Origin of the sequence: Streptomyces sp. KL116D (assembly GCF_030766975.1) — a bacterium.
GTDB classification, from domain to species: domain Bacteria; phylum Actinomycetota; class Actinomycetes; order Streptomycetales; family Streptomycetaceae; genus Streptomyces; species Streptomyces longispororuber_A.
Map to the genome: position 1 here is coordinate 1 of NZ_JASERH010000117.1, position 14116 is coordinate 14116.

The following is a 14116-nucleotide window of genomic DNA, read 5'->3' on the forward strand; positions in this document are numbered from 1 at the left end:
ATACTTCGTTCCGTACTCAATTGGTGTTTAACCGTTTCGCATTTATCGTGAAACGCTTTCGCACGTTTCGTGCGCCGCTTCACTGTGGTTCTTCCGCGACCCACGAGCGCGAGAGATCGCCCAGGCCAAGGTGTCACCTCGGCCGGCGGCGTGGTCGCCGAGCATCGCTGCGTGGAAGGACGGACGCACCCGCGTCGCGTCTTCATGAGCCCGCTGAACGTCCCGCGCGAACCGCGCCCCCTCGCGTCCGCCGTGACGTCCGTCGAGCACATCCCGGGCGGCTTCGTGCCGGCGTTCAACAAGGAGAGCGAGAACAACGAGCGCGTGGTCTGGCACTTCGAGACCGAGCTCGGTGACATCGAGATGATCCAGATCGCCGGAGCCGTCGCCCGCCGCATCGTGCCGTACCTCCCCAGGGCACGAGAAGGTGGAGCAGGGCGAGGCGCATCGGTCTGATCGGTTCGGCTCGCGCGTCGACATCTACCTCCCGAGGAGTGGAGGTCGATGTCGAGGTGGGCCAGAAGACGGTGGCTGGGGTGACTTTCGCATTGACCGTGACTGATCCGGAGACGCAAGCGGGCTGGGTGCCCGGAGACGGACGAGGAGGCGGATCGACGCGGGAGGAGATGCCGCTCTCACTGCGCCTGTCGATAAGCGGACACCCTCGCGCTCGGTAACGCGACGTGCGGCTTCTCATGGCCGTCTACTTCACGACGACCGGCATCCTGATCCCGCACACATCCAGGGCAGCAACGACTCGGGTGGCATGGCGCGGCACTCCGCCGCGACCGCCGTGATCCTGATGCTGGCCGCGCCGCGATCTTCGACCTGTTCCGAGCGGTCTGGTGGCCCCGCAAAGCCGCGGTCGTCGCCGATGGGCGCGGAGCCGGGACAACCTCTCCGACCTCATCAGCTTCTGGCCTGGCGCCCGCGTAGCTTCGTCGGTCTACGGCATGGTCGCCGACGACGCGCACCAGAGAGTCGCGGCGGTCGGGGCCATCGTGGTGCTGCTGGCGGTGGTGCCGGCTTCAGCGGTTCTCGTGCGTGACGGTGAAGGACGGCACCTTCCAGGGCATGCCGTCGCCGTTCGGCGCGCTGACCGTGGTCTCGATCGTGCTCCTGGAGCTGCCCTTCGTGGCGACGCTCCTCGCGATCATCGGCACCGCGTGGCTCATGGTGAGCCGCGTCGAGTACCCGAAAGCGCGCGCGGCCGCCTCGCCGTCGCGATGCTGTCGTGGATCGTGCTGAGCATGGGTCTGTCTGGCCGCGCGCGGGCGTTCGGCGCCCCGGTGGCCAGCTGCTGCTCCAGACCGGCTGTCGCGCTGCAGCTCGTCCTCGGCGCCGTGATCCCGCTGTTCGCCACGGCCCGCCGGGTGATCAACTCCTGGGACAGCCGGCGCGAGGCGCGGGCGGCCCAGCTCCCGTAGCGCTCCGGCACGGCGGTACGAAGGCCCGCGCGAACCATCCGCTCGCCCGTCGCCGTGTCTCAGCTCTACGCCGACGGCGTGTAGGACGCGGCCTGTGGCCTCGCCCGGCTGCCGGACGACCTTCATGCCGCCGACGGCGGACTTGTCGGGCTGCAGGATCACCGACTGGTGGGAGGACGGGGCCTGGGGTCGCTGAAGTCCTGGTCGACGCCGAGCCGTGTCGAAGGAGCTGAGGGTGAGCAGCGCCTGTCGACGCCCCTCGCAGGGTCAGGTCCTGTCTCGCACGCCTCTTCAGGGCTCGCCGAAGACCGACGCGGCGGTCCAGCCCGCGACGACGCCGTTGTCGAGGGAGTCCTTCGGGTAGGCCCTTTGCGGTAGTCGGCGACGAGCTTCTTCGCCTCGGCGGTGTCGGCGCGATCGGCAGCGACGGGAGGCGACCCAGTAGTTCTTCTCCAGCGCGGGTCCCTGCGTGCGGCGAGGAGCTGGGGCGCGAAGGCCGAGTTGTTGCCGATCACCGGCACGTTCAGCTTCGCCGCCGCCGCGACGCCCACGAGGGAGGCCGCCTGGCGCGGGCCCGCGCTGATCACGATGCCCTTTGACGCCGGCCTGCTGCAACGCGGCGACTCGCGGTCATGTCGTTGTCGGTCGGCTTGATCTTCTGCTCGACGACGGTCGGCCCCGGCCTTGTCCGCCATGTATGTCGAGCCCTGCAGCGCACGTTCTCGCCGTAGTCGCCCCTCGAAGTAGAGCGTGGACTCGAGCTTTGTCGCCCTTCTTCTCAGGCCGCCCTCCTTCATCAGGAAGTCGATCGCGTTGATCGTCTCGGATGTCGTTTCTGATCGATCCATGATGACGCGGACGTGCGGGCTCGAGCAGATGCGCCGGCCGTGCCTGCGGCAGCAATTCGGGCGCCAGCTCCGCCGTCGATGCGCTGCTTGACGGCGGCGACGAACGGCGAGCCGATGAGGCTAGTGGCGCGAGCGCAGCTCGCCAGCTTCGGTGTAGCCGGCGGCCCGGCCTTCTGTGCGGGTCGTAGCCGTGGTCGCGCGGACGGTGAGCTTCAGCTGGTAAAGCCGCAGATCCCGCCGTCGGCGTTGATCTGCTTCACGGCCACAGCCGCTGGGCCGTGACTTGGACTCTGCCGAGGGTCGCGTACACGCCGGTCATGATCGGTGAGGACACCGAGGTCGATCATCACCAGAGATACCTAGCCAGTCTTGACGCCGCCCGCGCTCTACTTGTCGTCGTCGTCTCCCCGTCCTTAGCCTTGAGCGCACGCGGCGGTCGGCACGAGCAGCCTCGCGGCAGTCGCCGTGAAGCATTACCCGGGTGCGATTTACGGGGTTCCGGGCGGTCATGCGTCCTCCACGAGGGGGTGTTCCGGGCACGGCGGGCGGCGAGCTGTACGAGTCGCCGGTACGGGAACTTAGGACCATTGCGACGATGGCTGCGCCGTAGAGGTAGCGGGGATGCCTCGCCGGGCTGCTGACGCCGCCGGTGCCAGGGGAGCCGAGACGGGCAGGGGCGTCGCTGTAGCGGGTCAGCAGCCGCAGCAGCGAGACAGAAGGCGGCGCCAGAAACGACGGCGCCCTGCCACGGAGCCGAGCCCGCCGGATGACGATCATGGCGAGGTACTCCAGGGAGAGAGCGTGATGCCGAAGTAGTCGGGCACCGGTCCGCTGGAAGCACCAGGGCGAGCATGGCACGCCGGCGAGGCCCGCGTACATCGAGGAGGGGACGAAGACGGCGCCGCGGTAGCGGGCGACCGGGACGCCGAGGACGCCGGCCGCGATCCGGTGGTCCCGGATGGCGTTCATGGCGCGGGCGGGCGGCGCAGCACGCGCCCGGGCGAAGAGTCCGCAGCCGAGGAGTGAGGACGAAGACCCAGTGCCGGAGCTCTGCGGAGGCGAATCGGCACGTTCGCGACGGTGAGCCTCGCTCTCGTCGAAGGGTGAGGCCAGAACAGGCTCATGGCGGGGACGTCGCGGCCGTTGGCGCCGCCCGTGAGGTCCTCCGCGATTGAACAGGACGTGCTGCCTCGATAGAAGACGTCAGCGCGAGTGGCGATGCCGAGGTCATGAGCACCCGTGGGCGTCCGGCGATGCTGAACAGGCCGCCCGCGGCCCGGCGCATTTCGAGCACGGCGAGGACGGCGGCGTGCCGGGCGGCCAGCCGAGCGCGATGGATCTCCTGTCCCCGCTCCCCCGCGAACACGCAGTAGCCGTACGCGCCGACGGCGAGGAAGCATGGCGTGGCATGGAGAGCTGGCCGGTGGCGCCGGTGAGCAGGTTGAGGGCCGATGGCGCGCCGATGGCGGCGGCCATGGCAGGCTGATCCGGCCTACAATAACGGGTCAGAGTAGAGGGCGGGGCGGCAGCAGCAGGGCGCAGGCCGTGATCACGTACGTGCGCCGGCGGGTGAGGAGAGTCTTCGTCGAACCGGCGGGGGCGGTGCGGAACTCGGCAGCCGGTTCGGCCGCAGATTGGCCACACGGCGTCAGACACGGGCGAGCTCCTTCGTGCCAGAAAGAGCGGAGGGCCCTGAGCAGCAGGATCAGGGTCATCACGAGGTAGGGGGCGAGGTCGCCGAGCCGCAGCCCATGAAGGCCAGTTCGCTCCTAGTAGCCAGTGGCGAAGACCGGTGACGCCGACGATCGGGCCGCCGACGAGGGCGCCGATGTCGTCAGGCCGCCGAGGATGGCGGCGGGGAAGGCCTTCAACGGCCAGCGAGGTGGCCCGTTCGATCCGGGCGTCGGGAACACGGTGAGACAGCGCGGCGACGGCTGGCGAGTCCGCCCGCCACAGCCCGGGCGCCGAGCGACACCCGGCAGGGCGTACGCCCATCAGCGCGGCGGTCTCGCTGCTCCGGCGGCGGCGCATGGCGGCGCCCCACGACGTGTACCGGAAGTGAGGAGAAGGCCGTGATCAACGGGGCGGCGGCCTGACGCGGCTCCTGGTGTGCGCGATCGACCCCGCCGACGGTGAACGCGGCGTCGCCCCAGGGGTCGCCGAGGGTGAGAACGTCGGTGCCGAGGCGGCGGGTAGGGTTCGGTGGTGGGCGGGGATGTCGACGCCGATGGTGACGCGATGGCGAGGACGCTGTGGTCGTGCGGTAGCGCCGCATGACGAACTCGACGGCGGCGCCGACGACCGGCGGCGGCGATGCAGACGCCGAGCGCAGGAGCCAGAAGCCGATGTCGTCGTGGGCGACGCGGTGACGCTACACCGCCGGCCAGCAGCAGGGGAGCGTGGGCGAAGTTGACGACTGGGTCGCCCGGAAGATGACCACGAACCCGAGGGCGATGAGGGCGTAGACGGAGCTATCGAGACGCCGTTGAGGAGGAGTTCGAGGAAGGTCGAGACGTCGCTCATGCGGTGGCCTCCAGCTCGTCGGGGGGCGCCCAGGTAGGCCTGGATCACCGCCGGATCGTTCTGGACCTGCTCAGGGCTCCCCGGCGATCCTGCGGCCGAAGTCGAGGACGGTGACCTCGTCGGCGAGACGCATGACGACTCCCATGTCGTGCTCCACCAGGACGATGGAGATGCCGAGAGCTGTCGCGGACGCCCGCGATGACGGCGGCGGTGCGGCGGCGTTCGTCGGCGGTCATCCAGCGACAGGTTCGTCAGATGAGCAGGACCCGCGGCGCTCCATGCACAGGGCGCGGAGCCAGCTCGGCGAGCTTCTGCTGCCCGTAGGGCTAACGCCCCGGTGGGCGTGGCCAGTTGGTCGGCGATGCGACGAACTCGGCGATCTCCTGACCCGTTCGCGGTGCCGCGCTCCTCGTGCACCGCCGGACGGCAGCCGGAGCCGGCGGCGACGAACCCGGCGCGGGTCGGCCGGTGCCGGCCGAGCAGCAGGCTGTCGGCGACCGTGGTGCGCGGCGGCAGGGCGAGGTTCTGGAAGATGCGGGCCACGCCGAGTCCGGCGATGCGGCGCAGCCCGGTGAGTTCCGTGTCGCCGAGCCGGACGCTGCCGGAGGTGGCCCGGTACACGCCGGACGAGGACGTTGAAGCAGGTGGACTTGCCGGCGCCGTTGGGTCCGATGACGGCGTGCACGGTGCCGGGTCCGACGGTGAGACTGATCGCGTCGAGGGCGGTGAGGCCGGCGAACCGTACGGTCAGCTCCTCGACGCGCAGCGCCGGTACGTCGCTCATGCGTCGCCTCCCCACTTGCGCAGCACCGGGGCGTGGGCGGCGACGGCCGTCGCGTGGGCGGCGGCGGTCCCGTCGACCACGCCCAGGTAGCGGCGGCGCACCTCGTCGGACCCGGCGAGTTCGTCGGCCGGGCCGTGCAGGGTGATCGCTCGCCGACCTCCAGGACGTAGGGCGTGCGAGGCGAGCCGCAGGGCGCGAGGGCCGCGTTCTGTTCGACGAGGAGCACGGAGATCTGGCGGTCGCCCTGGCGTTGATCCGCGGACGGTGTCGGCGATCCGCGCGGCCATCAACGGGCGCGAGTCCCAGGGAGGGTTCGTCGAGCAGGAGCAGCCGGGGAGCGGCCATCAGGGCGCGGCCGACCGCCCAGCATCTGCTGCTCACCGCCGGACAGCAGCCCGGCCCGCTGTGCGCCCGGTCGGCGAGGACAGGAACAGTTCGTGCACGCGGCGCAGCGCGGCGGCCTTTGTCGGCCTGCGAACCGGTCGCGCCGAGCGCTCGGCGCGGCAGGTTGTCGGCGACGGTCATCCGCGCGAACACCCGCCGCCCCTTCCGGGACCTGGCAGATCCCGGTGGCCACCACGCGGTCGGCGGCCAGCCGCTGATCCGGCGCCCGCCGAACCGCACCTCGCCGGACGTCACCGCCCCGCCGTGGAAGCCCAGCGTGCGCGAAATGGCGCGAGCAGCGTGGACTTGCCTGCGCCGTTGCCGCCGAGCACGGCGACGACGGCGCCCGGCGGGACCTCCAGCGTCACCGAGCGCAGCGCCCGCACGCCCGTAGCCGACCGTCACGTCGTCGACGGCGAGCCCTTCTTCTTGTGCATCGGCCACAGCCAGCGTCCCTTCCTGGGTCGATGGCGCTCACGAGCTAACACTGCGCGGGCGGCCCGTCCACGGGCGGCCCGCGAATCGCCTGCGTGGGCCCAGCGCCCGCCCGCCCCGTTGTGCGCGCTGCCAAGACCCCGTGTCAGGGGCCTGGCCGAGGCGGTGCGCGGCATCCTCCGCAGAGGCGGGCGAGTCCTTTGCCGTCGCTTTACGGGTTGTTGGGGAGGGGCGATGGGCGCACGCGGTGCATCGCACGGGCAGGACTGGAAGCTCCTCAAGGAGGCGTGCGACCAGCCTGCTCGACCGGGTGCCCTGAGTTCTGGTCGACGAGCATCTGCGGCAGCTGTTCGCGTACTCGGACGTGTACGCGGGTGCTGTCGTACGACGCGCAGTGGCGGGAGGCCGAGGGAGGCGATGCGGATCGGCATCGAGACGATCCGGCGCCCCGCGACTCACCGCGCAGGACCTGGCGTACGCGGAGGACGCGGGCCGGCGCCGCGCCGGTCAGGGCCTCCCCCTCGACCTCCTGGTCCACGCGTACCGCAACGCGGGCTATCTGGTCTGGGACGCGCTGATGGAGAGCGCGGGCGGCGAGCCGGCCCGGCTGTCCGCCCTCATGCGCTCGGCGACGATGGTGTGGGCGGCGGTCGACGCGCAGGCCGAGGCGGCCTCGGAGGCGTACCGGGCGACGGAGCTGGAGTTGCGGCGGCGCACCGACGAGCAGATGCAGGCGCTGCTCGACGCGCTGCTGGGGGCCGTCCGACGCCGGGGCTCGCCGCGCGCGCCGCGGCCGGGCTCGACCTGCCCGAGCACGGGCCTTACGCGGTGGTCGTGCTGCGGGTGGAGCGCCGGGACGCCCGCGAGGCGTTCCACCGGCGGATCCAGGATCCGGGGTTCCGGTTTGTCTGGCGGATGCGGGCGGACTGCGAGGTCGGGGTGGTGGGGCTCGGCACGGACCGCACCCTCGACGACGTGTCGGCGCTGCTCGACGGGCGCTGTCCCGGCCCCGGCGGGATCAGTCCGGTCGTCACAGGGCCTCGCCGAACTCGGCCACGCCCGTCGGCTCGCCGAGCTCGCCCTGCGCACCTGTCCTCCGGACACGACCGGTGTGGTCCGGCTCGACCGGCGGATGCCGACGGCCCTCGTGGTGAGCCAGCCAGATCTGGCGCAGCGCCCGGTCTCCGGCGTCTCGGCGAGCCCTCTCCCTCGAACCGGCTAGCCGACCGGGCCAGTGCTCCTGGAGACAGCCTTTCGAGGCGTAGGCTCCTGCCGAAAGGTTCCGCGGGGCGGGCGGCCGGGCGTCTCTACTGCCACCGCAACACGGTCTTCAACCGCCTGCACGACGCCTCGAACAGCTCACGTCCCGGTCGCCGTCACGTCCTCGGGACCCGATGGAGATGGAAACGCTGGCCTGGACGCGTATACCGGCCTTCGCCGGGTTAACGGGATCGGGTCACTTCTTCGCCCGCGGGCCGGTGGGGCTGATCGACTGCGTCTCGCCCGGTGCTGCGTCGCCGGGTGCGGGCCGGTGGAACTTCTCGCGCAGTTCCCCGCGCTGACGAGCCGACTGCGTCCGGCCCACGCAGGTGCTGCCGCCGAGTGCAGGCCAGTGGGGGCTTCTCGGCGCGGTTCCCCGCGCTCCCGACGGAGCCGACTGCGTCCGGCCCATGGCAGGTACCTCGCCGGGTACACAGGCCAGTGGGGGCTGGTCGCGCGGTTCCCCGCGCCCCCGACAGGTCAGCTGACTGCTGTCCGGCCTCACGCAGGTGCGCGCTGCCGGGTACAGGCCAGTGGCTGGTCGCGCAGTTCGCGCCCCTGAAAGCCTGCGGCTGCGCCGCGCGCCCTGGAGGTCGCGCAGGAAGTGCTGCACCGCCAGCGCAGGAACTGCGCGAGAAGCCTCAACAACTCCGCACTCCGCCGTACACACAACCGGACCTTCCAGGGGCGCGCGAAACTGCGCGAAGCTCCCACCGGCCCGCGCTCCGCCACGCGCAAACCAGTCCCTTCAGGGGCGCGAGGAACTGCGCGGGAAGCCCCACCCGGCCCGCGCTCCGCGCACGCAACCGGTCCTTCGGGGGCGCGAAAGCTGCGCGAGGAGCGCCCACCCGTCTGCGGCGCAACCGGTTCAGGCCACGTAATCCGCGGCGATCCCGCGCAGCGGCGTCCTCCAGGATCGGCCCCGCCTCCGCGATGCAGCGCGCCACATCCGGCTCCACCTCGGTCCAGAGGGATACGCACGGCGGATCCCAGCCACCCGCCGAGCGCCGCGGGATCGAGAGCAGAGCCGGCCGCGGAGGCGGCGACGACCTCGGCGGCCGCGGGCCGCCGCGGCGACCCCGGCCGGCGCCTTGCCGTGCAACGTCACTGCTCGATCACAGCGGCTCGCCGTGGTGATCGAGCGAATGGCCCGCGCCAGCGCCGGCGCGAAGCCGAGGACGCCGAGCATCACGCGATCCCGGGCCGGAAGCTCGGCACCGAGGCCGACCAGCGCCCCGTACCCGATGCCGCCGGCGGCACCCGGCCCGGGCGACTCCGCGTACCCAGGGCCTGCGGCCTCGGCCGGCTCGGCCAGCACCTTCGCGAAGTGGCCGAGCGCCGCGTCCAGCGCCTGGCGACGTCGTCAGCCTCGCACCGCTTCTGCGGACCGTAGACCGCGGGCGCGCCCTGGGCCCGAAGTGAGAGCGGGTTGGCCGACGTCGCTGGCGAGGACGATCTCGACGTCGGCGAGGCGCGGTCGAGGCCGGAGAGGTCGGCCGAGGCCAGTGCCGCCAGGGCGCCGCCGCTGGTCCGACCGGCGCGCCCGCCGCGTCCAGGGAAACCGTGCGCCGAAGCGCGGCGAGCATGCCCGCGCCGCCGTCGGCGGCGTGGCGCTGCCGCCGACCCCGAAGACGATCGAGCGGGCGCCCGCGTCGAGCGCGGCGGCGATGACCTCGCCGGACCCGTACGTGGTCGATGTCAGCGGCGCGAAGACGCCCTCGGGCAGCAGCCGAGGCCGGACGCCTCCGCCATCTCCACGACGGCCGTGCCCTCGCGCAGGCGCGTACGCGGCGGTGACCGGCTCGCCCAGCGGCCCGGTGACCGACCTCATGGCGCTCGAACCCGGCGGCGACCGCCGCCGTGACGGTCCCTGATCGCCGCCGTCCGCGACCGGCACGGACTCGACCATGACCCCGGGCACGACCCGGTGCAGTCCCGCCGTCACACGCTGTGCGACCTGCACCGCGGTGAGCGAGCCCTTGAACTTGTCCGCCGCGATCAACACGTGCCGCGCGGCCTGTGCAGCGTCCGCCACCTTGCCCCTTGCTGTTCGGGCCTTGCTCGCGTCAAGGCAGTCGCGCCGCTGCGACCTTAACCGCAGGAGGGTCCGCTGCCCATGGCCGTCCGCCCGCGAAACGGCGCGCGCGCCCGGAATATGCCCCCTATTACCGGCCATAGTGGGGCGCCATGAGCACGGAAATGATCGATCAGCCGGGGCGCCCCGCACCCGCGGACCTGGCTGGTGGTGACGTGGGGCGTGCCCATGGCGGCGGTCGCGCGCGGTGCGGCTGGTGACGGGCGGCCTCGCATCGCCGCGGAGCGCGACCGTCCTCGTGGCGCTGCCGTGCGTCGTGGCTGCCGTGCGTCGTGGTGATGCCGTGCGTCGGTGGTGCCGTGCGTCGTGGTGGTGCCGGCGCCACGCGCCCGCACGCAGCCGCGGGACGCGGTGCTGGCGAGGGCCGGTGACGCGATCCCGAGCGCACCAGCCCGCACACTCCGGCGGCGGCCAAGTCGCGGAACCAGGACGACAGTTGATGTGGGGAAGCGGGTAGACCGGACACATGACAGCAACGAGCCCCCAGCTCACCGAACACGACCTGCCGACCGGGGTGCTCGGCGGCTGGCTCGGCCGGATCGCGGGCAACATGCCCGGCAAGCCGGTCGAGCAGGGCGAGGTGTGGACGCGTGAGCGCATCGACCGCTACCTGCGGCAGGCCGAGGCCCCTGCCGCTCACCGACTACCTGCCGGGAACTTCGGACGACGTGGAGTTGGCGCTGCCCGGAGTGGCGCCAGTGTCCGCGGCCGGATCCACGGCAGCTGCCGGGACGACGACGTGGACTACGCGGTGCGCTCGGTCTGCACCTCCTGGAGACCCACGGCTTCGCCTTCACGACGGAGCAGGTCGGGGGAGGTGTGGCTGCTGCGGCTGCCGTACCTCAGACGTTCACGGCGGAGCGCGCGACGTACCGGAACCTGGCGAACGGTCTGAAGCCGCCGCTCACGGCGACGTACGACAACCCCTACCAGGAGTGGATCGGCGCGCTGATCAGGGCGGACGTCTTCGGCTGGACGTGTCCGGGGCGCCGCGCCGGGCCGCCTCGCTGGCCGCCGGGACGCGGTCCTGTCACACACCGGCAACGGTGTGTACGGAGCGATGCTGGGCGGCGGCCTGATCTCCGCCGCGTTCACGGCCCCGACGCCGCGCGCCGCCCTCGACGCGGCGCTCGCGGTGATCCCGGCGAGCAGCCGGCTGGCCCGCGTCGTGCGCCGCACGATCTCGCTCCACGACTCCGCCTCACCTGGGAGGAGGGCGCTCGCCACGGTGGAGGAGACGGGCGGCCTGGGCTGGATCCACACCGTCCCGAACGCCGCGGTGATCACGGCCGGACTCCTGTACGGCGACGGGGACTCACCCGCACCGTGACGCTGACGGTGCGCGGCGGGCCTCGACACGGACTCCAACGGGGCGACGGCCGGGTCGGTGGCCGGGGTGCTGTGCGGCGCCGCGGCGGTCCCGGCGCAGTGGAAGGGCCGCTGGAGGACCGGGTGCGCAGCGCGGTGTTCGGCTTCGACGGCGTACGCATCAGTGAGACTGGCGGCGCGCACGGTGGAGTTGGCCGGCCGCCCGGACGCCGTGACCGTCCCCGGCCTTCGGCCCAGCGATCCTGCCGCACGGACGCGACCTGGTCCTCCCGGCCTCCGGCCGAGGCACTGACAGGTCCCAACCGTCGCGCTCCTCGCCCTGGGCGACTTCCACCTGGTGGTGGACGCCGACGAGTGCGGTGGTCGCGGCGCCCGTCGAGAGGAGGGGCGCCGACGGCGAGGGCGACGGCGATGCCGCGGGACGCGCGGGGGCGGCCGGGGGCGAGGGGCGGTGACCCGGCGCGGCACCGGCGGTCGTGCCCGCGGGCGCGAAGTCGGGGCGGACGGACGGGGTTCCGCTGCCGGCGAGGGCGGCCCGCGCGATGGCGCGCCGTGAGCCCGCGGTCGCCGACGGCGCAGGCGGCGTCCTCGTCGGCGGCGCGCTCGGCGGCGAGCCGGATGTCGGCCCGTACGGGCGCGCAGGGCGGGATGGCAGTGCGCGGCGGGAGTTCGGCGATGCCCAGGAAGTAGTGGTGGCCCGCCCGGTTGTGGGCGCGCTCGTGGGCGAAGAGGGCCTCGCGCTCGGCGGCGCCGAGGCTGCGCAGCATCGCGGTCGTGACGACGATGCGGTGCGGCCGGCCGAGCACGCGTACGCGTCGGGGTGCGGGGACTCGACGACGCACAGGTCGCCCGCGGCGAGGGCGCCAGCCCGCCTGGGGTGCGGGCGGTGCGGAACGCGCCGAACTGCCGCAGCGCGGGCGGCCGAGCGATGCAGGCGCTGAGCGCGAGCGCCCCGGTCGCCAGCGCGGGCGGCGGGCGGCACGAGCAGGTCGGAGGGGTGCGCGGCGGGTGGATCAGTTCGCCGAGCGCGGCGAACAGCGGCAGCGAGGAGCCCCGTCAGGACGAGGGCGCCCAGTGCCGCGGCGCACGACCCGGCGAGCGCGAGCGCGCACCCGGTGAGGACCCACAGCGCGCGGGCGGGCGCGAGCCGGTCAGGGCGCGCCGGGCGAGCGGCGGCGCCGCGAACGGCAGCGCCAGCGGCACCAGAGCAGGGCGAGCAGCAGGACGGTCACCGTTCGTCGGCCTCCAGGAGGCGGCGCGAGCACCTCTTCGTCGCCGGGGTCGAGCTGCGCCACGAAGCGGGGCCAGTACGGTCTCGCGGTCGGTGTCGCGGTCCAGTTCGGTGTGCATCCGGCGGGCGGTCAGGCCCGCCGCGTCCTACACGGGGAAGTAGGCGTAGCCGCGGCCCTGACGCGCCCGGTCGACGATCCCTTCTCCGAAGAGCCCGGGTCAGGATCGTGGTCACGGTCGTGCGGGCCAGGCCGGAGGCGAGCTCGCCCTGCACCTGGCCGGGTGTGAGCGGCGCGTCCGCGGCAGGGCGGCCATCACGGCGGCTTCCAGCTCGCCGGCCGGCCGGCGTTCGTCCATCGCGTCGGTCATGGGAACGATCCTCACCCCCGCTATCGTCTACAGTGCAGTAGACCGTCTACAGGATTGTAGTCACCAGCTTCTGCCGAGGCGAAGGATCCCGCCGATGACCGCACCCTGCCCTCCCCATCGTCGCAGCTCGCCGTGAACGTGCTCGACGCCCAGTCCCTCCTGGACCGCGTTCGGGGTGCTGGGCGTCGGTGTGGTGCTGTTCGCCGAGACAGGGGCTGCTGATCGGCTTCTTCCTGCCCGGCGACTCGCTGCTGTTCACGGCGGGGCTGCTGTGCACCGGCAGGGCGGGGGCGCGGCGTGCACACTCTCGCTCGGCCCTGCTCCTCGCCGCCGCCGCCGTCGGCGCGCTCGCGAGCGCGCAGTGCGGCTTCGTGCTGGGGCGCAGGGCGGGCGGCGCGCTGCTGGCCCGCAGCGGGTCGCGGCGGCTCAGGAAGGAGCGCGGCGCGCCGAGAGCTGCTCAGGCGGTACGGGCACGCAGAAGGCGATCGTCCTGGCGCGGTTCGTGCCGGTGGTGCGCACGGTGCTCAACCCGCTCGCCGGGGCGCTGGGGGGTGCCCGCGCGGACGTTCACGCTCTGGCGGGTCGCGGGCGGTCTGGTCTGGAGCCTCGGACTGACCCTGGCCGGGTACGCGCTGGGCTCCTCGATCCCGGGACGTGGACCGCTACCTGCTGCCCCTGGTCGCGGTGATCGTCGCCCTGTCGCTGCTCCGCTCGCCGCCGAACTGCTGCGCTCGCGCCGCGCGCCAAGATCGAGGAGGCCCGCGGATGACGTCCCTCACCTCGCCCTCGACGGCTCGCCGGTCGACGGAGCCGCCACCGGGACGTGACGCGCCTGGCCGCGCACGCGGCTGGCTCGGCGACGCGGTGTCCGCCTGGTCTGCGTACGGGCTCACGGTGTTCGCCGCGCTGATGGTCGTGGCCTGGTGGCGGGCGCGGCGGTCCGGAGCCACGGCCGCGCTCGCCGCGCTGGCAGGTACCGGTGGTGGTCGTGGTGGCGTACGCGCTGAACGACAGTACTGAAGCTGCTGGTGCGCGAGGACCGGCCGTGCCGAGCCTGCACGTCGCCACGCTGGAGGCGTGCCCGGCGCCCGGCGACTGGTCGCTTCCCCAGCAACCACGCGGCGATCGCCGCCGCGGCGGCACGGTGGCGCTGCTGTTCGTGTCCCCGGCGGCTCGGGGCCGTCGCCGTGCCGGCGGCGTGTGCGATGAGGGGCGTCCCGGGTCTGGGTCGGCGCGCACTATCCGCACGACGTGGTGGCCGGGCTGCTGACGGGCGCCGTCGTCGCGCGCGCTGCTGATGGCGGTGGTGCGCAGGTGGCCGCGGCGGCTCGCCGACCGGCTCACCGTGACCCGGCTGCGCCTGCTGCTGGTGGCGTGACGTGACCAGGGGACGGACGCGCCGCGGCGGCGTCGCGGACCTGGCGGGGGAGCG

Annotated in this window: 2 protein-coding genes and 10 pseudogenes; 7 read left to right on the forward strand and 5 right to left on the reverse strand. The window is 73.1% G+C overall.

Annotated features, from left to right (window positions below):
• Positions 1-73 precede the first annotated feature (73 nt).
• Together RBJ77_RS44790 and RBJ77_RS44795 are read left to right on the forward strand one after the other, a co-directional pair.
• Positions 74-562: pseudogene (locus tag RBJ77_RS44790) on the forward strand (phosphatidylserine decarboxylase); the annotation flags it as partial.
• A 64-nt stretch (positions 563-626) separates the two neighbouring features.
• Positions 627-1427: pseudogene (locus RBJ77_RS44795) on the forward strand (CDP-diacylglycerol--serine O-phosphatidyltransferase).
• A gap of 3389 nt (positions 1428-4816) precedes the next feature.
• Here the strand turns inward: RBJ77_RS44795 and RBJ77_RS44800 are convergent.
• Both RBJ77_RS44800 and RBJ77_RS44805 read right to left on the reverse strand, forming a co-directional pair.
• Positions 4817-5582: pseudogene (locus tag RBJ77_RS44800) on the reverse strand (ABC transporter ATP-binding protein); the annotation flags it as partial.
• Positions 5579-6410 (reverse strand): annotated as a pseudogene (locus RBJ77_RS44805) (ABC transporter ATP-binding protein). The pseudogenes RBJ77_RS44805 and RBJ77_RS44800, both read right to left, overlap by 4 nt.
• 408 nt (positions 6411-6818) lie before the next feature.
• Between RBJ77_RS44805 and RBJ77_RS44810 the strand changes: the two are divergent.
• On the forward strand, positions 6819-7847 hold the full coding sequence (locus RBJ77_RS44810) for a PucR family transcriptional regulator (RefSeq protein ID WP_372350248.1): 1029 nt from the start codon (positions 6819-6821) through the stop codon (positions 7845-7847).
• 10 nt (positions 7848-7857) lie between these two features.
• Here RBJ77_RS44810 and RBJ77_RS44815 read toward each other — a convergent pair whose 3' ends face one another.
• Positions 7858-7986, reverse strand: a complete 129-nt coding sequence (locus tag RBJ77_RS44815) for a hypothetical protein (protein ID WP_372350249.1) — start codon at positions 7984-7986, stop codon at positions 7858-7860.
• Between the two features lie 543 nt (positions 7987-8529).
• Positions 8530-9837, reverse strand: a pseudogene (locus RBJ77_RS44820) (glycerate kinase).
• 33 nt (positions 9838-9870) lie between these two features.
• On the opposite strand from RBJ77_RS44820, the pseudogene RBJ77_RS44825 reads away from it, so the two are divergent.
• Both RBJ77_RS44825 and RBJ77_RS44830 read left to right on the forward strand, forming a co-directional pair.
• A pseudogene (locus RBJ77_RS44825) lies at positions 9871-10015 on the forward strand (BCCT family transporter); the annotation flags it as partial.
• A gap of 207 nt (positions 10016-10222) precedes the next feature.
• Positions 10223-11377 (forward strand): annotated as a pseudogene (locus RBJ77_RS44830) (ADP-ribosylglycohydrolase family protein).
• Positions 11378-12313: 936 nt separating this feature from the next.
• On the opposite strand, the pseudogene RBJ77_RS44835 reads toward RBJ77_RS44830, so the two are convergent.
• Positions 12314-12684: pseudogene (locus tag RBJ77_RS44835) on the reverse strand (BlaI/MecI/CopY family transcriptional regulator).
• A 105-nt stretch (positions 12685-12789) separates the two neighbouring features.
• Here RBJ77_RS44835 and RBJ77_RS44840 point away from each other — a divergent pair.
• Together RBJ77_RS44840 and RBJ77_RS44845 are read left to right on the forward strand one after the other, a co-directional pair.
• A pseudogene (locus tag RBJ77_RS44840) lies at positions 12790-13511 on the forward strand (DedA family protein).
• A pseudogene (locus RBJ77_RS44845) lies at positions 13510-14062 on the forward strand (phosphatase PAP2 family protein); the annotation flags it as partial. The pseudogenes RBJ77_RS44840 and RBJ77_RS44845, both read left to right, overlap by 2 nt.
• Positions 14063-14116: the final 54 nt, after the last annotated feature.